Origin of the sequence: Sphingopyxis sp. BSNA05 (assembly GCF_013265645.1) — a bacterium.
Classification (GTDB): domain Bacteria; phylum Pseudomonadota; class Alphaproteobacteria; order Sphingomonadales; family Sphingomonadaceae; genus Parasphingorhabdus.
Map to the genome: position 1 here is coordinate 29012 of NZ_PYIA01000136.1, position 22277 is coordinate 51288.

Consider the following 22277-nt stretch of genomic DNA (forward strand, 5'->3'; position numbering starts at 1 on the left):
GAAATTCCGCTCTCGCCAAGCTTTGACGTGCGACCGAGTGCTGATAAAGCACCGAAAAGGGAGAATATTTCATGGGCGAGCCCGTCACCGTCAACATTCCGCACAAACTGGGTCTGGCCGAAGCCAGGAACCGCATCGGCAGCGGCATCCACACGCTCAGCGATGTCATCCTGGGCGCCAGCCTGACCGATCACCATTGGGAGGGTGACCATCTCCACTTCACCCTCGAAGCCATCGGCCAGCGCATCGTCAGCGACATGCATGTTCGCGAAGACGAGGTGTATGTCGTGCTCGACCTGCCGCCGATGCTGGCGATGTTCGCCAACAAGATCAAGGCGAAGCTGATGAAGGAAGCGCCGAAGATGCTGGAGTGAGTCTGGTTGTTCAAGGATGGCTTTAGGCCCTATGCGGACTCTAGCGCTGGTCATTTTTAAAGGCATCAAGTTGGGTGACTTGCGAAACGGCAGATACCACGTCAGAAACGCGAAAGGCTGCTATTGTGACATGAGATGATTGCTGATTTAGGCGGGGCTAGGCATCAGTTTGAGTCGTTGGTCGTAATATCGTTTGTGGTAAATTTCTTTGCCGCTACGCAGCTTGTATGTTACCCACAAATATAAAGCATTTTTGGGGCTGCTCGCAATATCAAATTCAGCAATTTGCTCGAGATTGGGATGGCGGGAAAGTCGCTGGCATTCTTCCAGCAATTCTTGATAGGGTACTTTTAGAAAAGCTTCCAACTCTGGTCGGCCATATTCATGGTCAACTGGGTTAAAGTTCCCGGCCCCAGTTCGTTCGCATTGCTCCACATTGCAAGGCTTCTGTATGCTTTCAAAGATAAGGTCGAACCCTTGAACTTTGCCCTGCAGTATCTCCACAGGTCGTCGCTGCAATACTTCGCAAATACGTTTTGCATGTTTTGGGTTTACTCGTGGACCTAAATAAACGCGCTGAAGTGCGTCGTCTAGATAATGCTTGGGTCCCACTTCCCCTGTAATGAACCGCCATTCCTTTTCGTGTGCCCATTCACTGCGCTTCCTAGTGATGCGCGCTATGACGGCCTCTTTGTTCGCAACTTCAGCGATTGTCAGTGCTGGCAGGGCCTTTCGCGCATAAGTAACTGAACGCAGATGCTCGTTTTGAAAATCACCAATCTCTAGCTGAGAAGACTCAAACGCCAAACACATCCCAGCAAAATTGCTTCCATAGTAGGCCCACATCGGTAAGTCTTCATATGTGCCTGCAAACGAGACTAGCGCAAACTGCTCAATCATTTCCGACAGCATCCTGTACATTTCAACGGTACTTTTGCCAGTCGTTGTGAGAAGTGCATCTAGTATATGGTCTGCCGGTCCGCCAGTTTCATAAAACGCCTCCATCGGGTCGTTCATTGCTGAAAACGGTGGAGCGTAAAGATAACTCTCTTTGAGCGCACGCATTTCTCTGTTTATGAGTTCTTCGTTTAACGGACGAAAGCGGTAAAGCAGCCGAGGTATCTTCATTTCATCTATATACGGGTTTGAATCAAGTTGGCCAACGACCATAAATCGTGTTGCATTTGCAAATTCTGCCTCTCCGTTCGCGCCCAGATCGATGCCACTCCCATAGAAAAAAGATACATATAAAGCGCCCACTTTTGGCGACTTTCAAATCGATGCCAAATGGCGGCTTGTGGAGCGAAAGCCGGCGGAAAGAAACTGCACGCGCCATGTTCGTTTTGCGCCCAAAGCAGACTTCTTAAATTACTGCCCAAACCCCACATCCCGCGCCCGCTTCACAGCCTCTTTAGCGGCAGCCAGCAACGCGCCTGCTTTCGCGCGACATTCCGCCAACTCATAAGCCGGATCGCTGTCCGCTACGATGCCTGCGCCGGCCTGCACGTGCAGCGTGCCATCCTTCACGATACCCGTGCGCAGAACGATGCAACTGTCCATGCTGCCATCCGGAGAGAAATAGCCGACGCCGCCGGCATAGGCGCCGCGGGTTTCCGGTTCGAGTTCGGCGATGATCTGGCAGGCGCGGACTTTCGGCGCGCCGCTGACCGTGCCGGCGGGGAAACCGGCGAACAGGGCGTCGAGTGCGTCTTTGTCCGGTGCCAGCTCTCCCACGACGTTGGAGACGATATGCATGACATGGCTGTAAAATTCGACCGTATAGCTGTCGGTGACCTCGACGCTGTGCGCGCTCGCCACCCGGCCGACATCGTTGCGGCCGAGATCGAGCAGCATCAGATGCTCGGCCCGTTCCTTGGGGTCGGCGAGCAGGCTGTCCTTGTTCGCTTTGTCTTCAGCCGCATTCTTGCCGCGCGGCCGGGTGCGGCGATCGGCCGGATGGTGACTTCGCCGTCGCGCGCGCGGACGAGGATTTCCGGGCTCGAACCGGTGAGCGCAAAGCCGGGCAGGTCGAGGAAGAACAGGAACGGTGAAGGGTTGATCCGGCGCAGGGCGCGATAGAGTTCGATCGGCGGCAGGGTGAAGGGCGTGGTGAAGCGCTGGGCCAGCACCACCTGGAAGATGTCCCCGGCCTCGATATAATCCTTGGCGCGCAGCACCATCTCGCCATATTTTTCGGGCGAGACCCGGGGCGTGAACTCCGGTTCGCTCGGGCCGGAGGCGTCGGAGCCAAACTGTTCGGTGTCCGGTAACCGTCCTGCGACGAGTTCGGGACGGACGGGGTTAGCCAGTCCGCGCTGCGCTTCGTCCAGTCGTTCCTCCGCCGAAGCGATCTTGGCTTCGCTATCGCCAGCGGTCTCGGGCCAAACGGGCGCCACCAGAAACAGTTCATCGGCCAGCCGGTCGAAGATCAGGATCACCGTCGGCCGGACGAACAGCATGTCGGGCAGGTCCAGCTCGGACTGCGGGGCACGCGGCAGCTTCTCGACCAGGCCGATGGTCTCATAGCCAAAATAGCCGACCAGACAGGCGAGGGCGCGGGGCAGTTCTTCCGGCACATCCATCTGGCAGGTCTTGACCAGATTGCGCAGGGCCGAGAGGCTGTCGCCGCTTTCCGGGGCAAATGCGTCGCGGTCCTGCAGCCATATCGGGTTGATCGCGGCTTTCTCGCCATCGGCACGGAACACGAGATCTGGCGCGAGGCCGATCATGCTGTGGCGTCCCCGGGTCTCGCCGCCTTCAACCGATTCGAGCAGATAGTCACCGCGGCCATCTTCCATCAGCTTCAGCGCAGCGGATACCGGTGTTTCGGTGTCGGCAACCTGCCGCCGCCAGATCAGCGCCGGCTTGCCGCTGTCCAGTGCCGCGCGCGCCGCTTCTATTCCGAAACTGCCCGCCATATTGGGATCAGTTCCCGCCGAGCAGCTGTTGTTTCAGCGCGGTCAGCGTATCCTGGTTGCGCTCGACGCCGACATCCGCCTTCATCGCGTTGATGAACTGCGATGTATATTCGGTGCCGAATACCTGTTTGAACTGGGTCTTTGTCGCGTTCAGCAAATCTTCCCGCTTCGATGCATCGCCGCGATTGAGCTTGTCGAGTGCGACCACATACCATCCCTGGTCGCGCGGTGCGGCCAGGGATTTTGCAGTGCCCTGCGCCATGCTGAACATCAGGCTGAGCGGCGCGGGGACCTGTCCCTGCTGGCTCTGCCGCGCGAGTTCGGCCCGGGTGGCGCTGATCTTCTGGACATTGGGCAATTTTACCCCGGCATCGGCAACAGCCTTGGACAGAGGCGTCCCGCTACTGACCGCCTTGGCGATCTTGTCGGCGACCGTTTTTGCCTTTTTCGATCCCTGATCCAGCATATAGTCGCGGGTCACCAGCTGCTCGATTTGCGCCAGCGGCGGCGGCGCGGATTCGGTGATTTCCGAGACATCGATCGCGGCATATTTCTCGCCGGGAACGATCTCGACGATCTGCGGATCGCTATCCTCATCCACTGCAAAGGCAATCGGCAATATCCGCTGCATTTCGGGGATGGGTTTGTAATTCCGGTCATTGGGGTTCTGGCCATTGGCGAGAAGCGGAGGGGTGGACTCGATTTTCAGCTCTTCGGCCTTGGCGATGTCACCCAGCGTCGCGCCATCGGCAAATTCGTCTTCCAGACGGACAGTCAGCTCGGCGATCGCTTCCTCGATCTTTTCGCGGGTCAGTTCGGCGACAATCTCTGCGCGGACCTGTTCCAGCGAACGGGCCGGGATCTGCTTGACGTCCTGGACCTTGACGATGTGCCAGCCGAGCGCGCTTTGCGCCGGTCCGGCTATCGCGCCCGCACGGGCGGAAAAGGCGGCATTGGCCACGGCTTGCGATGCGCTGTTGGCAAAGTCGGCCTTGTTGACCGGTCCCACGGCAGAAGCTGATAACCCGACCGACTGGGCCGCCTGGTTGATCGAGGTGCCGGCCTTGATCTTGTCGGCCAGCGCCTTGGCGGCGGCCTCGGTCGGCAGGATGACCTGGTTGAAATTGCGGGTCTCGCTAGCCGAATAGCGGGTATTGTTCAGCTTGTAATAGCCGGCAATTTCCTTTTCGCTGGGCTTGATCTTGTCATTGAAGCGCGATTTTTCGAACAGCGCATAACGGATCGTCCGCCGTTCGGGGATCGTATAGCGTGAGGCATTCTTGGCATAAAAGGCTTCGATAGCGGCTTTTGCCGGTTTGATGTCATCGATGAAAGCGACCGAAGGTACGGTTGCAATCTGCCCCTCCCGCGATTCCAGCAGCAGAGAGGCATAAGGCGTGACCAGTTTCTCCGGCACGGCCGCTCCGAAACCGGCGGCCGTCACCAGCTGGTTTGCCATCAGATTGCGAGTGAAGTTGTCGCGCAGCTGCGTCTCGTTGATGCCCTGCTGCTGCAGCGCGCGGCGGAAATTTTCTTCGCTGAACTGGCCATCGGCGCCCTGGAAAGTCGGGATGCTGGCAATTTCCCCGTCGACCAGCCGCTTGCCGGCGGCCATGCCGTATTTGGCACCGAAGTCGGCAATGGCGAAACTGTTGATCAGCTGTTCGAGAACCTCGTCAAAGCCGCCGCCATTGATGAAGGTCTTGAGATCCAGCCCGGTATTCTGACGCTGTTCACCGCGAAACGCGTTGTTGACCGACTGGTTGAGCTCCGCGCTGGTCAATTTGCTGTCGCCAATCTTGGCAGCCGTACCCGATCCGGTCACTCCGCCGAAAGTGCCGCTGCTCGACACGTCGGCCGTGGCAAAGGCAATGGCGATCAAACCGACGAAACAGAAGGTCAGAAAAAGGCCCAGTTTCGAGGAAAAAATACGGCGGAAAAAACTGATCATGAAGGAAATGTTCCATTGCGCGAGGTGGATTTGGGCTTGCTTTAGGCGGCTTGGCTTTGTGGTTCAAGCAAAAGACTGCGGAAGGAAATTGGCAAGCGGGACGATATTTGTTAGCGGGCGCAGATTGGAAAAACGGAAAAGGCTGAGGGCATCATGGCAAACCGCAAATATATTGTCGGCAACTGGAAAATGAACGGGCTGCGCGCGCAGCTTTCGGATATAGCGGCGATCGCCGCAATTGCCGCCAATAATGAAGGCGCCGATGTCGGAATCTGTCCTCCTGCCACACTGATCGCCGCAGCGGTCGAGGCCAATCCCGGCTTCGCCATCGGTGCGCAGGATTGTCATTTTGCCGAAAGCGGCGCGCACACCGGATGCCTGTCCGCCGCAATGCTCAAGGAAGCGGGCGCAACCTATTCGATTCTCGGCCACAGCGAGCGCCGCGCGGACCAGCAGGAGGGCGATGCCGAGGTGAAAGCCAAGGCCGAAGCTGTCCATGCGGCCGACATGGGAGCGATTATCTGCGTCGGCGAGACCGAAGAGGAACGCGATGCCGGCCAGGCGATTGAAATCGTCACCATCCAGCTCGCCCGATCCTTTCCCGCCGGGGCCAGCGCCGACTGGCTGACCATCGCCTATGAACCGGTATGGGCAATCGGCACCGGCCGCGTCCCCGCCGCCAGCGATGTCAAGGAAATGCACGCCGCAATCCGGGCGAAGCTTGGAGAATTGATGGGGCAGGGCAGCGACGATGTGCGTATTCTCTACGGCGGTTCGATGAATGGCGGCAATGCAGCGGAATTGCTGGCAGTACCAAATGTCGATGGCGGACTGGTCGGTGGCGCCAGCCTGACGGCAGCGAAATTCGGACCGATTATCGAGGCGGCCGCGGCGGCCTGAACGGGCTGCCTGAAATTTGATTGCTCGTGCGGGGCCTATTTTGACCGGCGACCCGGGATCCCGGTCTTGTCTGGTCAGAAGGCAGGCAAGGCCACCCGTATAAGTGAAGTGCATCATCGCTTGAACTCCGACGGGGCAATCGCTATGTGCGCTGCACGTCGGAGCGCATGCTCGCTATATTTAGTTCGGAAAATCCATGTTTCTTTTTCTCACCGTCCTTCAAGCCATTGTCGCCGCCATGCTGGTGGGTGTCATATTGATGCAGAAATCCGAAGGCGGCGGACTGGGTGTCGGCGGCTCGCCGTCCGGCATGATGTCGGCGCGCGGTGCGGCGGATTTGCTCACCCGGACGACTTCGATTCTGGCGGTCCTGTTTGTTGCCCTGTCGATCACGCTGGCGGTTCTGGCCGCTGCGGAAGGCAAGGTCGAAACGATCGACCAGAGCCTGCAACGCGATACGGCACCGGTCTCCGCTCCGGCTGACGATGTGCCACTGGTCGGCGATGATCCGCTGGCCGCCGCGGCCGCTGCAGCAGCAGAGGAAGAAGCGCCGGCAACCGGCTCGGACGGTTCCATTCCACTCGACCAGTAAGGCTTTCGGACACCTTCGTCCGTCCCCGATCCCCGCAACAGTCCGACCAGCGTCCGTGCGCGCTGATTCGTCCGCTGCCTGTTGAGCGGACAATGACAGCCTCCAAATAATATTTATTTCGCTTTTCCGGATTCGCGGGATTGCCATATGTGCCATTTACGCCTTAAGCCTCTCCTCCCATGGCGCGATATATTTTCATTACCGGCGGTGTGGTTTCCTCTCTTGGCAAAGGTCTGATGGCGGCGAGCCTCGGTGCTCTGTTGCAGGCTCGCGGATATTCCGTGCGAATCCGGAAACTTGACCCCTATCTCAACGTTGATCCGGGCACGATGTCGCCCTATCAGCACGGCGAAGTCTATGTCACCGACGATGGTGCGGAGACGGATCTCGATCTTGGCCATTACGAGCGCTTCACCGGCGTTCCGTCGCTGCAATCGGACAATGTCACCTCTGGCCGAATCTATCAGTCGATCATCACCAAGGAGCGCCGCGGCGACTATCTCGGTGCCACTGTGCAGGTTATTCCACACGTTACCGACGCGATCCAGGCTTTTGCCGAAGACAAGCTGGACGGCATTGATTTCGTTCTCTGCGAAATTGGCGGAACGGTTGGCGATATCGAGAGCCTGCCTTTCATCGAAGCGATTCGGCAGCTGCGCAACAAGGTCGGTCGGGACAATGCGATTTCCGTGCATGTCACGCTGGTCCCCTATATTGCCGCTGCTGGCGAGCTGAAAACAAAACCGACCCAGCACAGCGTCAGGGAATTGACCTCGCTGGGTATCCAGCCGGACATATTACTCTGCCGCTGCGAACATCCGCTACCCGATACCGAACGGGCCAAGATCGCCCAGTTCTGCAACGTCCGCAAGGAATCGGTGATCCCGGCGCTGGACGCGAGCAATATCTATAATGTGCCGCTCCAATATCATCAGGAAGGCCTGGATCGGGAGGTGCTGCGCGCCTTTTCGATCGATGATGCCCCCGAGCCCGACCTGTCCCGCTGGTATGATGTCATGGAACGGATCGAACATCCGGAAGGCGAAGTCATCGTCGGCGTGGTCGGCAAATATGTCGGTCTGCAGGATGCTTACAAGTCGCTGCAGGAAGCGCTGTTTCACGGCGGTCTTGCCAACCGTGTCAAGGTACAGGTCCGCTGGCTCGATGCGGAACTGTTCGAGAATGAAGAGGATCTGGCCGCTAAACTGGAGCCGCTGCACGCGATCCTGGTGCCCGGCGGTTTCGGCGAGCGTGGCAGCGAGGGCAAGATCGGCTCGGTCAAATTCGCCCGCGAAAACGATATCCCGTTTTTCGGCATCTGTCTGGGCATGCAAATGGCCTGTGTCGAAGCGGCCCGCAATATGGCCGGCATCGAGGGCGCGTCGACTACCGAATTTGGTGAAACCGATGAGCCGGTTGTCGGCCTGATCACCGAATGGATGACCGAAGAAGGTCTGCAGAAGCGCGAGGCCGGCGGCGACCTGGGCGGTACGATGCGGCTGGGCGCCTATGACGCGGTGCTGCAGCAGGGTTCGAAGATCAGCGAGATATATGGCAGCCGCGAAATCAGCGAACGCCATCGCCATCGCTATGAGGTGAACAAGGGCTATGTCGAGCGGCTGGAGAAAACCGGCCTGATGTTCTCGGGCATGTCACCTGACGGCGAACTTCCCGAAACCGTTGAACGGCCGGATCACAGCTGGTTCGTCGGCGTCCAGTTCCATCCGGAACTCAAGAGCAAGCCTTTTGACCCGCATCCGCTTTTTGCTTCTTTCATAGCCGCGGCCCTGCAACAAAGCAGGCTCGTCTAGGCGCGAAACGCTATTGTTCTGGCTAGTTTCCACAATATGTCGAATCTGTCCAATATGTTTTACAGGATGTGACTATTGTCACACGCATACGGCGAACGGAAGCTAGTTGAAAAGCTTCGATAGAAGGCCGGAGGACGGGTGCAGTGAAAGTCGAAGAACTGGCAGATATTTTGGCTGAGCACAGCCTGTTTGCCGACTGCGACGACGCTGAACTGGCAGACTTGATATTGCGCGGGCATTTCATGCAATATAAAAAGGGGACGAACTGATCATGCAAGGTGATCCTGGAAACTCGCTGCTGATATTATTGTCAGGTAATGCGCGCACCAGCATGATCGCCAGCAATGGTTATGAAGTTGTTCTCGACTATGCGGAAGCCGGACAGGTTCTGGGTGAAATCGCGCTGCTGGACGGCGGCGAGCGGACAGCCAGCGTGACTGCCATCGAGCCGACATCAGCACTCTCGATAACGCGGGAAGCGTTTGAAGACATTCTGGCAAAGCACAAGAATATGGCTTTGCGCTTGCTAAAGGTCATGGCCAAGCGCATCCGGATGGCCAACAGCATGATCGAAGGCGATCGGGCCTATACATCTGGACCGCGACTGGCGCGCTATCTGTTGAGATTATCGGTGGTCGGCGCAGACGAGGGGCGTCTGAAGCTGGACCTGAGTCAAAGCGAACTCGGCAATTTTGCCGGCATGTCGCGCGAACATATCAATCGGCAGCTGTCCTCATGGTCGGAAAGCGAGATTGTGGCAGTGGAAAGCGGAAAGGTCCGGATATTGGACCACGCCATGCTTTCCCATATTGCCGAAGCAGATTCTTGACGAAAATTGGCCTTTTGCGACCCGGGCTAATTATCGTCAAGAGTGACACCAAGCGGGTGTCAGGGGCAGTCGGATCCTCATCCGGCTGCCCCATTTCATTCCACCGCCATTGTAAAGACGCCAAATAAAAAGGCAGCCAGATCGCTCCGGCTGCCCCTGAAATTTGCGTTGGTCCGCTGCTTAGGCGGCTTTGTCTTCTTTCTTCTTCCGCTTGTCCGCTATCTTGGTGACATTGTCGCCCTTGTTGATCGCGATCGTTTGCGGCCGCATTGCTTCGGGGATTTCCCGAACAAGGTCAATTTCGAGCAGGCCGTCGGCCAGCGCGGCATTTTCCACCCGGACGAAATCGGCGAGTTCGAAACGCCGTTCGAAGTTGCGGTTGGCTATTCCCATGTGCAGGAACTGCTTGCCTTCATGGTCGTCGGTCTTCTTGTTGCCGGCAACGAGCAGCAAATTCTGCTGGGCGGTAATTTCGATTTCGTCATCCTTGAAACCGGCGACCGCCAGCGTGATCCGGTAATGATCTTCACCGCTGCGTTCGATGTTGAACGGCGGGTAATTCTCGGATTGCTGCGCGCGGGCATTATTTTCAAGAAGGTCGAACAGCCGGTCAAAACCTACGGTCGAGCGGCGATAGGGGGTAAAGTCAAAACGATTCATATCTATATCCTCTGCGATTGAGCAATGTAAATCCGGACCCGCATATGCGGCATCCCTTTCGTTGTTGTGGAACCCGAATGGCGTTCCACATGACTAAAGATATGATCAACTTTGCGGATTTCAAGAGGAAGAAAAACCAGAGATACCAATGGCTTGAAAATTTTCAGCGCAAAAACGCCCGGATGCCGATAAGCACCCGGGCGAAAATGGTGACGAATTAATCCGTCCCCTGTTTTCCCGTCCTATTCAACGCCGCTTGTCCCCCAACATTTGGCGGAACCGGAAGGGATCCCTGAACCATGACCCGTTAATCGAGATGTTTGATTCTGTAATCATCTCTGATCGACTGACATAAATTTGTCATGGTAAAATTGGGGGTTTCGCAAGATTGGTCTCCGCTTGTGTCATATCGGCAACAGCATATTTACCACCATGCCACTTGCTTGCCCCGACCTGCGACCGTAAAGGCAGGGAAACCTGATCCAAGGAAGTTTTCGCACGTCATGCTCCTATCCCGTTACGAATGGGTCATCGCAAAACGCTATCTGTTGCCGGGCAAGGGGGAGGGGTTCATCTTCCTCGTTGCCAGTATCAGCCTGGTTGCGGTCATGCTCGGCGTCGCCGCGCTGATCGTGGTGATGAGCGTCATGAACGGCTTCCGCGCGGAGCTGTTCGACAAGATCGTCGGCCTCAACGGCCATGCCGTGATCCAGGGCTATGGCGGGCGTCTGCCCGGATGGCGAGACCTGCTCGAAGAGACCCGCGCGACCGAAGGTGTCGTCTCGGCCTCGCCGTTGATCGAACAGCCCCTGCTGACCACTTTCAACGGACGGGTTGAAGCGGTGCTGGTGCGCGGGATGGAAGTACCGGACATATTGAACAACGAGACGCTCGACGGAAAAACCGTGGCCGGCGACCTGGCGCGCCTGGAAGCCGGGTCGGGGCGGGTTGGTATCGGCAGCCGGCTGGCGACCACTTTGGGCGCGCAGGTCGGGAGCCGGATCACCATCATCAATCCTCAGGGTCGCTCGACTCCATTTGGAACTGTGCCGCGGGAAATCGCCTATGATGTGGCCGCGATATTCGAAGTCGGTGTCTATGATTATGACAAGGCATTCGTGATCATGCCGATGGAGGACGCGCAAACCCTGCTCTTGCTCGGCGACCAGATCGGGATGATCGAAATCAAGACCAATGATGCGGACAATGTCGGCCAGATCATCGCGCCGCTGATACCCAAGGTGGCCGACCGCGGAGTGATCACCGACTGGCAGACGATGAATGCCTCGCTGTTCGAGACACTGCAGGTCGAGCGGGTGGTGATGTTCGTGATCCTCTCGATCATCATCCTGGTGGCCGTGTTCAACATATTGTCGTCGCTGATCATGCTCGTGCGCGCCAAGACCCGAGATATCGCGATTCTGCGCACCATGGGGGCGTCTCGCGCATCGCTGGTGCGGATTTTCGTGACGGTTGGCACGTCGATCGGGACGCTCGGCATCGCCGCCGGGATCATCCTGGGCCTGATCGCCATCTATTTCCGCCAGAATGTGATCAATTTCGTCCAGATCATCACCGGGCAGAATCTTTGGGACCCGTCTATCCGCTTCCTGACCGAATTGCCGGCGCGAACCGATCCGATGGAGGTCGTGGGTATCGCCGGGCTGGCGCTGCTGTTCAGTTTCCTGGCGACACTCTATCCCGCCTATAAGGCGGCCAGTACCGATCCGGTCCAGGTGCTTCGCTATGAGTGACAGAAAAATCGAGAAAACCGTAGAATTGCGCGAGGTAAAGCGCAGCTTCATTCAGGGGGATGTCAGGATCGAGGTGCTTCGCGGCGTCAATCTGGATATCCATGCGAATGAAATCGTCGCGCTGGTCGGTCCCTCCGGATCGGGCAAGTCGACCCTGTTGCAGGCCGTCGGATTGCTCGAGGGCGGCTTTGAAGGATCGATCAAGCTCAACGGCGAGGAAACGGCGCAATTGCCAGCCAGCGGTCATACGCGCATCCGGCGCGATCTGCTCGGTTTCGTCTATCAGTTCCACCATTTGCTGCCCGACTTTACCGCGCTGGAAAATGTAGTGATGCCGCAGCTGATTGCCGGTACCAGCCAGAAGGCGGCGGAAGAGAGAGCCGAAACTTTGCTGCGCAGCCTGGGTCTGGGAGCGCGGCTGGATCATAATCCGAGCAAATTGTCCGGCGGGGAGCAGCAGCGGGTCGCCGTTGCCCGGGCGCTGGCCAATGCCCCGAAACTGGTGCTGGCCGACGAGCCGACCGGCAATCTTGACGAAGCGACCGCCGATCTGGTGCTCTCCGAATTTATCGCACTGGTCCGGCAGGAAGGCAGCGCGGCGCTGATAGCGACGCATAACGAGCGTCTGGCTGCCAGAATGGATCGGGTTGTCCGGCTGCACGAGGGTGTTTTAACCTAGGATTTTCGGCTCGAATCGAGAATGGCTTTGACATTTCCCGTGCGAGTATCAATCTGTGGGGCGGGGAATACCTAGAAACAAACATTGCGGGGCGCATATGAAGGTTACGGAATTTCAGGTAAAGCAGGCGGATGGTTCGATGGAGGACTTGTCCGCTCATAAGGGCAAGGTGCTTCTGATCGTCAACACCGCCTCGAAATGCGGGTTTACGCCGCAATATGAGGGGCTCGAAAAGCTGCATCAGGAATATCACGACCAGGGCCTCGAAATACTGGCTTTCCCTTGCAACCAGTTCGGCAACCAGGAGCCCGGTGATGCCGACGAAATCAAGAATTTCTGTTCGCTGAACTATGATGTGAGCTTCCCGCTGATGGCCAAGATCGACGTCAACGGCAATGATGCCGACCCGCTCTGGAAATATCTGAAAACCGAGAAATCCGGTCTGCTCGGTTCCCGGATCAAATGGAATTTCACCAAATTTCTGGTCGACCGCGAGGGCAATGTCGTTGCGCGCTACGGTCCGGCGGTGAAGCCGGAACAGCTGAAGAGCGAGATTGAAGCGCTGCTATAGCGGTCCTGTTTGCCGAAAATTTCCGCCCGGTCAGGATCCCGCGCAACCGTCCGGCAAATATGCTGTGGACAAATGGTCGATAGTTCGGCTCCGCATGATCGTCCCCATATGCAAGAGCGCGATGGCACGCTAGTCTGACGATCATGGCCCAGATCCCTTTCGTCCATCTCCGTACCTTTTCTGCCTATACGATCCTGGACGGAGCGATGGAGCCCGCAGCGATTGGCGCTGCGGCCAAGGAGCGCGGTTTTCCGGCGGTTGCGCTGTGCGACCGGATTGGTCTTTTCGCTTCGATGGCGTTCGATGACGGCTGTCGCGCCCAGGGGGTGCAGCCGATTACGGGTTGCTTCCTGAGGGTTGCGCGACCCGGTGGCACTGACCCGTCCAAACCGGTGCTGGATTGGATCGCGCTCTATGCGCAGGATGCCGAAGGCTATGAAAATCTTTGCAAGCTGGTGTCGGCTTCGCATCTCGACCGGCCCGGCGAACTGGACGCCCATGTTCCTTTCGAAATGCTGGGGGGACACAGCAATGGCCTGATCGTCCTGACCGGAGGCGGCGAAGGCGCGCTGGCGCGACTGGTTGCAGAGGAGCAGCAATCGGAAGCCGAAGCCTATCTGTCCCTGTTGCAGCAATATTTCCCGGGACGACTCTATATCGAATTGTCCCGCCGCGAGGACCCGGTCGAAATGGCAGCGGAAGCCGGCCTGATCGCGCTGGCTATGGATCGCAATATTCCGCTGGTAGCGACCAATCCCAGCTGCTTTTCCGAACCTGATTTCCACGAAGCCCATGATGCGATGAAATGTATCGCGCAATCCGCCTATGTCGAGAATGACGAGCGGGAGAAGCCGTCGCGCCATTTGTGGATGAAAAGCGCCCTGGTGATGGAGGACCTGTTCTCCGATTTGCCCGAAGCCTTGCAGAATACGCTTGTCATCGCCCAGAGATGCGCCTTTTCGCCACCCAAAAGAGATCCGATCCTGCCCAGTCTGGCGGGTGATCTGGACGGGGAAATCGAACAGTTGCGCAAAGATTCCACCGCCGGTCTCGAACGGCGGCTGGCGTTCGTCAATCTGACGGACGAGGAGGAGCGGAAAGTCTATTTCGACCGTCTGGCCTTCGAGCTGGACGTGATCGTCAGCATGGGTTTCCCCGGCTATTTCCTGATTGTTGCCGACTTTATCAAATGGGCAAAGGATCACGACATTCCGGTCGGGCCGGGCCGTGGTTCGGGTGCCGGATCGGTCGTTGCATGGGCGTTGACGATCACCGATCTTGATCCGATCAAACTTGGATTGCTGTTCGAACGTTTCCTCAATCCGGAACGTGTGTCGATGCCGGATTTCGATATCGATTTCTGCGAAACGCGGCGCGGCGAGGTCATTCGCTATGTGCAGGAAAAATATGGCGACCGGCAGGTAGCCCAGATCATCACCTTCGGAAAGCTGAAGGCGCGCGCGGTGATCCGCGATGTCGGGCGGGTGCTGCAAATGCCCTACGGTCAGGTCGACCGGCTGACCAAGTTGATACCCAACCATCCCACCGACCCCTGGGATCTGAAGCGGTCGCTCAACGGCATCACCGAACTGGCGCAGGAATATAAGCAGTCCGACGTGAAGCGATTGTTCGACCTTGCCATGAAGCTGGAAGGTCTGCCGCGGCACAGCTCGACCCATGCTGCCGGCGTGGTCATTGGCGATCGCCCGCTCGATCAGCTGGTGCCGCTGTACCGCGATCCCCGCTCGGACCTGCCGGTAACCCAGTTCGACATGAAATTTGTCGAAAAAGCCGGTCTGGTGAAATTCGACTTTCTCGGGCTGAAGACGCTCTCGGTGTTGAAAAAGGCGGTCGAACTGCTCGCCGAACGCGGCATAACGGTCGAGCTGGAAAACCTGAGCTGGGAAGACGAGAAAGTTTTCGAGCTGCTCCAGCGCGGCGATACCGTCGGTGTGTTCCAGCTGGAATCGGAAGGCATGCGGCGCACGCTGGCCGCGGTGAAACCGACCAACTTCGGCGATATTATCGCACTTGTTTCGCTCTACCGGCCGGACCGATGGACAATATCCCGCTGTTCGGCGACCGCAAGAACGGCCGGGTTGAAATCGCCTATCCGCATCCGTTGCTGCAGGACATCCTGAAGGAAACCTACGGGATTTTCGTCTATCAGGAACAGGTGATGCAGGCAGCGCAGATCATCGCCGGCTATTCACTCGGCGAAGCAGATTTGCTGCGTCGCGCGATGGGCAAGAAAATCCAGGCGGAGATGGACGTCCAGCGCAAGCGGTTCGTGACGGGCGCCGCGGAAAACGGTCTGAACAGCGATCAGGCCAACGAACTGTTCGACTTGATCGACAAATTTGCCGGCTATGGTTTCAACAAGAGCCACGCGGCGGCTTATGCTCTGCTCGCCTATCAGACGGCCTGGCTGAAGGCGCATCATCCGCATGAATTCTACGCCGCCTCGATGTGCTTCGACATGCACCAGTCCGAGAAGCTCAGCATTTTCGTCGATGACATGAAGCGGCTGGGCGTGACCGTCCTGCAGCCGGCAATCAACAAGAGTCGGCCGAATTTCTCGGTGGAGGAACAGCCTGACGCGCTGCTCGCCGTCCGCTATGCGCTGGCGGGTCTGAAAAATGTCGGCGAGAAGGCGATGCAGTCGCTGGTCGCCGAACGTGCCCAGAGCGGGCCGTTCTCGTCGATCGAGGATTTTGCCAACCGGATTGATCCGCACGGCCTCAACAAGCGCCAGCTGGAAAGCCTGGCCTCGGCCGGAGCTTTCGACGATCTGGAGCCCAATCGCGCGGCGGTCCATGACGGCGCGGACATGATACTCTCGGTCGCCAACAGCGCCGCCGATGCGCGCGAAAGCGGGCAGGGCGGCCTCTTTGGAGAAGGCAGTGTCGGCGGCGATATGCAGGCGATCCGGTTGCCGGAGAACAGCAACTGGTCACTCAACGAGATCATGGTCCGCGAGCGCGATGCTTTCGGCTTCTATTTCTCCTCGCACCCGGTGTCCCAGTTCCAGGCGGTATCATCCTCGCTCGGCGCGATGACCTATGCGGCATTGTGCAGCGGAGAACCGATTGGCGAGGGCATTCGCAAGCCGGCGGTGATGTCCGCGCTTATCGAGAAAGTGCGCTGGCGCGACAGCCGACGGGGCAAGAGATTCGCGCTCGCCGACCTCTCCGACAGCAGCGGACAATTTTCCGCCAGCTGCTTCGACGAGGACCAGTGCAAGATATTGGAAGAGCTGTCTCAGGAGGGGCGCTGCGCCTTGCTCAAGGTCGAGCTGGACCAGCAGTCGGAAGACGAAAATCCGCGGGTGGCGATCCGGACTGTCCAGCCGCTCGACGGGCTGGAGAAAACAACCCGCACGCGAATGGAGCTGGAAGTTCGGGACATTGCCGGTCTGCACGAGCTGACCAATCTGGTCGCCCCGCTGCTTGGCGGCCAGAGCGAGATCGTCGCTACCATGGCGGGACCCGATGATGATCCGGTCAAAGTCTGTCTCGGCCGGTCCTTCCGGCTGGATGCCGAAACGGTGGAGATGCTGGAACGGGTTCATGGCCTTGCCAACGTCCGTCTGGGGCCGGCCGACCAATGCGGGTTGCAAAACCCAAATTAAGGCTTGTCAGCTAGGCTCAAACATATCAGAAACCCGCCAAATATAAACTGTTTGGAGAGATGATATGGCCGGTGCGATGCAAGCGAGTTCGCTCAAGATTACAAATTTGATCGATCACGCTGCGAGAGAGCATGGCGATCGCGAGATTGTAAGCTATTGGGCCGATGGCAGCATCAGCCGCAGCAACTGGGCCGAGATCGGGCTGGAATCACGGAAATTCTCGCAAGCCTTGCAACGGCTTGGCATGAACAAGGGCGACCGGATCGCGACCATCGCGATGAACCATGCGCACCACCTGATCAGCTGGTACGGTTCGGCCGGTATCGGCGGCATCCTTCACACGGTCAATCCGCGCCTGTTCGAAGAGCAACTGGTCTATATCATCAACCATGCCGAAGACCGGGTGCTGCTGTTCGACAAAATGTTCGCGCCGATTGTCGAAATGCTCAAGCCGCAGCTGAAAACGGTTGAACATTATATCCAGTTTGACGGCGAGAAGGGCGATTATCCGACCTTTCGCGAGCTGGTCGATGCGGAAGACGGCAATTTCGACTGGGTCGATGTCGATGAAAATGATCCGTGCGGTCTCTGCTATACCAGCGGTACCACCGGCAATCCGAAGGGCGTGCTCTACGAGCATCGCTCGAACGTCATCCACGCGATCACCGAAGTCCAACCCGATGTGATGGATCTGGCGACCCGTTCGGTGATGCTGCCGGTTGTGCCGATGTTCCACGCCAATGCCTGGGGACTGCCCTTTGCTTGTGCGGCGGTCGGCGCCAAAATGGTGTTTTCGGCCAGCAACGAGGCACATGTCCTGTGGAAATTGATCCGTGACGAGGGCGTGACCCACAGTGCCGGCGTCCCGACCGTATGGCTTTCGATGTTCGCCGATATGGATGAAAATGGTGGCGATTACGGGAAATTGGGCGTCGTCGTGATCGGCGGTTCCGCCTGTCCGCGTTCGATGATCGAGCGCCTGATGAAAAACGGCATCCGTGTCGCCCATGCCTGGGGCATGACCGAGACATCTCCGATCGGCACCGCCGGTTCGCTTCCCGCCAACTGGGACGCGCTGAGCTTTGACGAGCAGGTGGATGTCATCTGCAAGCAGGGCCGGCCGCCATTCGGTGTCGAGCTGCGAGTGATCGACGAGGAGGGCAATGTCGCCCCGCGCGACGGTAAAACTAGCGGCACCCTCGAAATCCGCGGACCATGGATCATCCAGCGCTATTATCGCGCCGACGAGGATGCGGTCGAGGACGACGGCTGGTTCGACACCGGCGATGTCGCGGTGCTGCACCCTGATGGCACGATGCAGATTACCGACCGGGCCAAGGATGTGATCAAGTCGGGTGGCGAGTGGATCAGCTCGATCGAACTGGAAAATGCCGCGGTTGGCTGTCCCGGTGTTGCCGAAGCGGCAGCGGTCGGCGTCTATCATCCGAAATGGGACGAGCGGCCTCTGCTGCTGGTCGTGCGCAAGCCCGGTAGCGAGGTGTCGGAAGACGAGATCATCGACTATCTCGGCGACAAGGTCGCCAAATGGTGGCTGCCGGACGAAGTGAAATTCGTCGCCGAGGTGCCGCACACCGCCACCGGGAAAATCCTCAAACGGTCGCTGCGCGAGGAATATAAGGACTATAAGCTGAAAAGTCTGGCGGACGCCTAGAATAGTTCCATCTGGCTGCCCTTGATCACCGGGCGCCGGAACAGATCGGTTCTGAGTTTGAGCTTCGCCTTGCCGATCCCGGCCTTGCGCGACGCGATGCCTATGCGGGTGCGGATCAGGTCGGCCCATGGTCCCTGACCCCGCATGCGGCTGTGGAAATCGGGATCGTTGCGCTTGCCGCCGCGGATCTGCCGGACGATGCTCATCACCTTGGCCTTGCGCTCCGGATAATGGCTTTCGAGCCATTGCTCGAACAGGGGCGCGACTTCATGGGGCAGACGCATGGGAATGAAGGAGATGCTCCTGGCGCCACAATCCGCTGCCGCCGCGACAATCGCTTCAATCTCGTGATCGGTGATCCCCGGGACGACCGGCGCGATATTGACATGCGCATATATGCCGGCGGCGCTGAGCGCCCGCACCGCCTCCAGCCTGCGCGCGGGAGCGGGCGCTCTGGGTTCCAGCAGGCGCGCCGTCTGCGGGTCGAGCGAGGTGATGGAAATAGCCACCGCCGTAAGCTGCTTGGCCGCCAGCCGGGTTAGCAGGTCGATATCCTCGACCACGCGATTGGATTTTGTAGTGATTACCACCGGATGGTGCGTTTCCAGCATGACTTCCAATATCTGCCGGGTGATCCGGTAGCGTTTCTCGATCGGCTGGTAGGGATCGGTATTGGTGCCGATGGCGAGGCTGGCCGGCCGGTAGGCGGGTTTGGCAAATGTCTGGCGGAGCAGCTCGGCGGCGTTCGGTTTGGCAAACAGCTTGCTCTCGAAATCGAGACCGGGGGACAGATCGTGATAGGCATGCGTCGGCCGGGCATAGCAATAGACGCAGCCATGTTCGCAGCCGCGATAGGCGTTGATCGAACGATCGAACGGCAGGTCGGGCGAGCTGTTGTAACTGATGATCGATTTGGGAAATTCGACGGTGACGTCCGTCCTCAGCCTAGCGGCGCTGTCTCCGATACGCTCTCGCTCGTCCAGCCAGTCGCCGTCCGTCTCCCGGTCTAGTAGATTGAATCGTTGCGAGACCCCGTTGCTCGGCGCGCCTCTGCCCTTCTGGACCTGATGCAATATCCTGCTCTTGTCGACCATGCGCTCACCATACTATGAGAACATAGTAAGAACAAATGGATTTATGCGCTATTTTTCAAGCAGCCTGGGGATCAGTTCGACAAAATTGCAGGGCCGGTGGCGGCTGTCGAGCTGGGTATCGAGAATGCCGTCCCAGCCATCTTTAACCGCGCCGTTGGATCCGGGCAGGGCGAAGATATAGGTGCCGCGTGCCACCACGGCGCAGGCGCGCGATTGCACGGTCGAAGTACCGATCTTGGCGATGCTCAGATAGCGGAACAGTTCCCCGAAGCCGGGAATATCCTTGTCCTTGACCGCATTCAGCGCTTCCGGCGTGATATCGCGCCCGGTCAGGCCGGTGCCGCCGGTGGTGATGATGACATCGACCTGCTCGTCGTCAATCCATTGGTGAAGCTGGGCCATGAGGATGGACTTGTCGTCTCTAAGCAGATTGCGGTAGAGCAGGACATGGCCCTTGCTCTCGATCCGTTCGGCCAAGATGTCGCCCGACGTGTCTTCTTTCGGGGTGCGGGTATCGGACACGGTCAGCAACGCAATATTGATCGGTTTGAAGGTCCGGCTTTCGTCGATGGGCATGGCTGCTCTCCACTTTGGTGCGACCCCGCAGATAGCTTAGTCTGTGGCGCATTTCCAAGTCATAAAGAATAGGGGTTTTCGTAGGTTAACTATCCGTCTAATCGGAATAGTCAATGTCCAACGTCCCTGATCTCACGGCTGTCATATTGGGCCTCATACTTGCTGCCTGGCTGGGCGTGGCGGCTTGGGCGATCTGGACCGGTCTGGCGATGAAGAGCAAGGCGGAATCGACCTTGCGACAGTCCGGCAGGCTGGGACGGTTGCTCGAAACATCTCCGGCCCTGCCGTTGCTGGTTCGTTCCGATGGCAAGCTGGAGGCCTCGCAAAGGCTGATGCACTGGCTCGGCTTTGATCATTTGCCGGCCCATATTTCGGAATTATCCGAGGAATCCCGCGGGATGATCCGGCAGGATCTCGAAGCGCTGATGCAGGATGTCAATCTCGCGCAGAAAACCGGCAGCAGCTTCGTTCGGGCGATCAAGGTGCGCGGTTCCGACAAGGCGCTGCTGATCCGCGGCGGGCTTGCGGATCAGAAAATCGCGCCCAACGGCAGCGCCCTCCTGTGGATTTTCGACGCCACGGACAGCGAGGGCGAGATCGCCAAGCTGCGCGATGAAAACGAGGCCGCGCGTGCGGCATTTGACGCGCTTTCCGCCCTGATCGAGGCGGCACCGGTGCCGATGTGGCACCGCTCGCCCGACCTGCGGCTGACACTGGTCAACAGCGCCTATGTCGCCGCCGTCGATGCCGAGAATGGCGAGCAGGTCATTGCGAATGGCGTCGAGCTGGTCGAACCGGTCGACGATTTCAGTCCGGTCGATGCAGCGGCCCGGGCGCGGGACAGGGGCGAACCGCTTGAACGGGTCGTTGCGACAACCGTGGGCGGCGAACGGCGGATGACCCAGGTGGTTGATGTGCCGCTCGGCAAATCGGGGATCGCCGGCTATGCGATCGACATTCAGGATCTGGAAGATGCGCGCCGGGAACAGCGGCGTTTTGGTGAATCACAGCGCGACATGCTCGACCGGATTTCCGCCGGCGTGGCCCAGTTCGGCGCGGACAAATCTCTGAAATTCTGCAATCTTCCGTTCCAGCGGATTTTCTCCATGCGCCAGCAATGGATAGCGGAACGGCCCGAATTTCCGCGCGTACTGGACCGCATGCGGGAGATGAACCGCATTCCCGAAGTCCGCGATTTCCCGGAATGGCGCGAGGAACGGACCGGTTGGTTCCAGTCCACCAGGGCGATGGAGGAAAACTGGCTGCTGGCCGATGGTACCCATCTCAGGGTGCTGGCCAATCCGACTCCGGACGGCGGGTTGCTGGTCATTTTCGAAGATCGCACCGAACAGGTCCAGCTGGCGAGCGCCCGCGATACTTTGCTGAGGGTGCGGACCGCCACTTTCGACAATCTGTTTGAATCGCTCGCGGTTTTGCCGCCGACGGCAAGCTGAACATCTGGAACCACCAATTTGCCAATAATTGGGGGCTCGACGAAACCGACCTTGGCAAGCATCCGCGTGTCGACTCGCTGATGCAGAAAATGGCAGGTCAGTTGAAGCAGCCCGCCCGCATTTCGGAAGTGCGCGAAATGGTGCGCAGCGCCACGACCGAGCGACAGCAGAAAGGCGGCCGGCTCAACTTTGCCGATGGCCGACGGTTTGAATTTGCCGCCATTCCATTGCCCGACGGCAATGCATTGTTCACCATGCTCGACATTTCGGACAGCTACCGGATCGAGCAGGCGCTGCGCGAACGCAACGAAGCGCTGGTCGAAGCGGATTCGATCAAGGGCAGCTTCCTGTCCAACATGAGCTATGAATTCCGGACTCCGTTGACCTCCATCGGCGGTTTTGCCGAGCTACTGGATCAGGGCATTGCCGGGCCGCTGACCGATCAGGGCCACGAATATGTCCGTGCGATCCTGCAGTCGGTCAAACGGTTGGGCAACCAGATCGAAAATGTTCTCGACCTCAGCCAGAGCGAAGCCGGCGCGCTGCCGATCGCCAAGGAAAAGGTCAATCTGAAGAGGCTGATCGAGGATATCGCGAGCCATTTCGCCGACGATGCTTCCGCCAAGGCGATCGGGGTGGAGTTGCAACTGGATGAGAAGCTTGGCTCGGCGATGGCGGACAAGAAGCGGCTCACGCAGGCCATTTCGCAGATCGTCGACAATGCGATCAAATATACCGATGAAGGCGGGCGGCTGCTCATCCATGGATCCGGCAATGTGAAACAGGCCTGATCCATATCTCCGACAATGGG

The 22277-nt window shown here is 58.5% G+C and carries 17 protein-coding genes and 2 pseudogenes; 13 read left to right on the forward strand and 6 right to left on the reverse strand.

Annotated features, from left to right (window positions below; all coding sequences use genetic code 11):
* Positions 1-71: 71 nt before the first annotated feature.
* The gene (locus tag C8024_RS15610) at positions 72-374 is read left to right on the forward strand and encodes a polyhydroxyalkanoic acid system family protein (RefSeq protein ID WP_173206821.1); all 303 of its coding nucleotides are present in this window, start codon (positions 72-74) and stop codon (positions 372-374) included.
* Between the two features lie 147 nt (positions 375-521).
* Here C8024_RS15610 and C8024_RS23640 read toward each other — a convergent pair whose 3' ends face one another.
* From C8024_RS23640 to C8024_RS15625, 3 genes and pseudogenes are all read right to left on the reverse strand, one after another.
* The gene (locus C8024_RS23640; protein WP_217272253.1) at positions 522-1634 is read right to left on the reverse strand and encodes a DUF2971 domain-containing protein; all 1113 of its coding nucleotides are present in this window, start codon (positions 1632-1634) and stop codon (positions 522-524) included.
* Between the two features lie 108 nt (positions 1635-1742).
* Positions 1743-3292 (reverse strand): annotated as a pseudogene (locus tag C8024_RS15620) (anthranilate synthase component I family protein).
* A 7-nt stretch (positions 3293-3299) separates the two neighbouring features.
* Entirely contained in the window at positions 3300-5243 is a 1944-nt protein-coding gene (locus tag C8024_RS15625) for a peptidylprolyl isomerase (RefSeq protein ID WP_173206823.1), read from the reverse strand.
* 153 nt (positions 5244-5396) lie between these two features.
* Here C8024_RS15625 and tpiA point away from each other — a divergent pair, with 153 nt between their 5' ends.
* From tpiA to C8024_RS15645, 5 genes are all read left to right on the forward strand, one after another.
* A complete protein-coding gene (tpiA, locus tag C8024_RS15630) occupies positions 5397-6143 on the forward strand; it encodes a triose-phosphate isomerase (protein ID WP_173206825.1) in 747 nt (248 codons plus the stop codon).
* A gap of 196 nt (positions 6144-6339) precedes the next feature.
* Entirely contained in the window at positions 6340-6735 is a 396-nt protein-coding gene (gene secG / locus C8024_RS15635) for a preprotein translocase subunit SecG (RefSeq protein ID WP_173206828.1), read from the forward strand.
* A gap of 179 nt (positions 6736-6914) precedes the next feature.
* The gene (locus tag C8024_RS15640) at positions 6915-8546 is read left to right on the forward strand and encodes a CTP synthase (RefSeq protein WP_173206830.1); all 1632 of its coding nucleotides are present in this window, start codon (positions 6915-6917) and stop codon (positions 8544-8546) included.
* Positions 8547-8689: 143 nt separating this feature from the next.
* Positions 8690-8815, forward strand: a complete 126-nt coding sequence (locus C8024_RS22620; RefSeq protein WP_302051644.1) for a hypothetical protein — start codon at positions 8690-8692, stop codon at positions 8813-8815.
* Positions 8816-8817: 2 nt separating this feature from the next.
* Positions 8818-9375, forward strand: coding sequence for a Crp/Fnr family transcriptional regulator (locus tag C8024_RS15645; RefSeq protein ID WP_254305999.1), 558 nt, complete (start codon positions 8818-8820; stop codon positions 9373-9375).
* Positions 9376-9555: 180 nt separating this feature from the next.
* Here C8024_RS15645 and C8024_RS15650 read toward each other — a convergent pair whose 3' ends face one another.
* The gene (locus tag C8024_RS15650; protein WP_100095025.1) at positions 9556-10035 is read right to left on the reverse strand and encodes an Hsp20 family protein; all 480 of its coding nucleotides are present in this window, start codon (positions 10033-10035) and stop codon (positions 9556-9558) included.
* A gap of 503 nt (positions 10036-10538) precedes the next feature.
* On the opposite strand from C8024_RS15650, the gene C8024_RS15655 reads away from it, so the two are divergent.
* From C8024_RS15655 to C8024_RS15675, 5 genes and pseudogenes are all read left to right on the forward strand, one after another.
* A complete protein-coding gene (locus tag C8024_RS15655; RefSeq protein ID WP_173206833.1) occupies positions 10539-11789 on the forward strand; it encodes a lipoprotein-releasing ABC transporter permease subunit in 1251 nt (416 codons plus the stop codon).
* On the forward strand, positions 11782-12468 hold the full coding sequence (locus C8024_RS15660) for an ABC transporter ATP-binding protein (RefSeq protein WP_173206836.1): 687 nt from the start codon (positions 11782-11784) through the stop codon (positions 12466-12468). The genes C8024_RS15655 and C8024_RS15660 overlap by 8 nt, the downstream gene beginning before the upstream one ends.
* A gap of 97 nt (positions 12469-12565) precedes the next feature.
* Positions 12566-13039 carry a glutathione peroxidase gene (locus tag C8024_RS15665; RefSeq protein WP_100095023.1) on the forward strand — a complete coding sequence of 158 codons (474 nt, stop codon included), beginning with the start codon at positions 12566-12568 and terminating at the stop codon, positions 13037-13039.
* A 143-nt stretch (positions 13040-13182) separates the two neighbouring features.
* A pseudogene (gene dnaE, locus C8024_RS15670) lies at positions 13183-16670 on the forward strand (DNA polymerase III subunit alpha).
* Positions 16671-16734: 64 nt separating this feature from the next.
* The gene (locus C8024_RS15675; RefSeq protein ID WP_173206839.1) at positions 16735-18342 is read left to right on the forward strand and encodes a long-chain fatty acid--CoA ligase; all 1608 of its coding nucleotides are present in this window, start codon (positions 16735-16737) and stop codon (positions 18340-18342) included.
* Here C8024_RS15675 and C8024_RS15680 read toward each other — a convergent pair.
* Both C8024_RS15680 and moaB read right to left on the reverse strand, forming a co-directional pair.
* Complete coding sequence (locus C8024_RS15680; RefSeq protein ID WP_100095020.1) at positions 18339-19436, reverse strand: PA0069 family radical SAM protein; 1098 nt, start codon at positions 19434-19436, stop codon at positions 18339-18341. The two genes, C8024_RS15675 and C8024_RS15680, sit on opposite strands and share 4 nt — an antisense overlap.
* Positions 19437-19484: 48 nt before the next feature.
* On the reverse strand, positions 19485-20012 hold the full coding sequence (gene moaB / locus C8024_RS15685) for a molybdenum cofactor biosynthesis protein B (protein ID WP_173206842.1): 528 nt from the start codon (positions 20010-20012) through the stop codon (positions 19485-19487).
* A gap of 113 nt (positions 20013-20125) precedes the next feature.
* Here moaB and C8024_RS23645 point away from each other — a divergent pair, with 113 nt between their 5' ends.
* Together C8024_RS23645 and C8024_RS23650 are read left to right on the forward strand one after the other, a co-directional pair.
* Positions 20126-21466: a PAS-domain containing protein gene (locus C8024_RS23645; protein ID WP_367947382.1), complete on the forward strand. Its 1341-nt coding sequence runs from the start codon at positions 20126-20128 to the stop codon at positions 21464-21466.
* 80 nt (positions 21467-21546) lie between these two features.
* Positions 21547-22257, forward strand: a complete 711-nt coding sequence (locus C8024_RS23650) for a sensor histidine kinase (protein ID WP_367947383.1) — start codon at positions 21547-21549, stop codon at positions 22255-22257.
* The last annotated feature ends 20 nt before the right edge of the window (positions 22258-22277 follow it).

Excerpts from the sequence above, each read along its gene's own strand:
- C8024_RS23645 (WP_367947382.1), top strand. The coding sequence starts at position 20,126 with ATGTCCAACGTCCCTGATCTCACGGCTGTCATATTGGGCCTCATACTT.
- C8024_RS15625 (WP_173206823.1), bottom strand. The coding sequence starts at position 5,243 with ATGATCAGTTTTTTCCGCCGTATTTTTTCCTCGAAACTGGGCCTTTTT.
- moaB (WP_173206842.1), bottom strand. The coding sequence starts at position 20,012 with ATGCCCATCGACGAAAGCCGGACCTTCAAACCGATCAATATTGCGTTG.
- tpiA (WP_173206825.1), top strand. The coding sequence starts at position 5,397 with ATGGCAAACCGCAAATATATTGTCGGCAACTGGAAAATGAACGGGCTG.
- C8024_RS23650 (WP_367947383.1), top strand. The coding sequence starts at position 21,547 with ATGCAGAAAATGGCAGGTCAGTTGAAGCAGCCCGCCCGCATTTCGGAA.
- C8024_RS15675 (WP_173206839.1), top strand. The coding sequence starts at position 16,735 with ATGGCCGGTGCGATGCAAGCGAGTTCGCTCAAGATTACAAATTTGATC.
- C8024_RS15665 (WP_100095023.1), top strand. The coding sequence starts at position 12,566 with ATGAAGGTTACGGAATTTCAGGTAAAGCAGGCGGATGGTTCGATGGAG.
- C8024_RS15610 (WP_173206821.1), top strand. The coding sequence starts at position 72 with ATGGGCGAGCCCGTCACCGTCAACATTCCGCACAAACTGGGTCTGGCC.
- secG (WP_173206828.1), top strand. The coding sequence starts at position 6,340 with ATGTTTCTTTTTCTCACCGTCCTTCAAGCCATTGTCGCCGCCATGCTG.
- C8024_RS15650 (WP_100095025.1), bottom strand. The coding sequence starts at position 10,035 with ATGAATCGTTTTGACTTTACCCCCTATCGCCGCTCGACCGTAGGTTTT.
- C8024_RS15640 (WP_173206830.1), top strand. The coding sequence starts at position 6,915 with ATGGCGCGATATATTTTCATTACCGGCGGTGTGGTTTCCTCTCTTGGC.
- C8024_RS15680 (WP_100095020.1), bottom strand. The coding sequence starts at position 19,436 with ATGGTCGACAAGAGCAGGATATTGCATCAGGTCCAGAAGGGCAGAGGC.
- C8024_RS15645 (WP_254305999.1), top strand. The coding sequence starts at position 8,818 with ATGCAAGGTGATCCTGGAAACTCGCTGCTGATATTATTGTCAGGTAAT.
- C8024_RS15655 (WP_173206833.1), top strand. The coding sequence starts at position 10,539 with ATGCTCCTATCCCGTTACGAATGGGTCATCGCAAAACGCTATCTGTTG.
- C8024_RS15660 (WP_173206836.1), top strand. The coding sequence starts at position 11,782 with ATGAGTGACAGAAAAATCGAGAAAACCGTAGAATTGCGCGAGGTAAAG.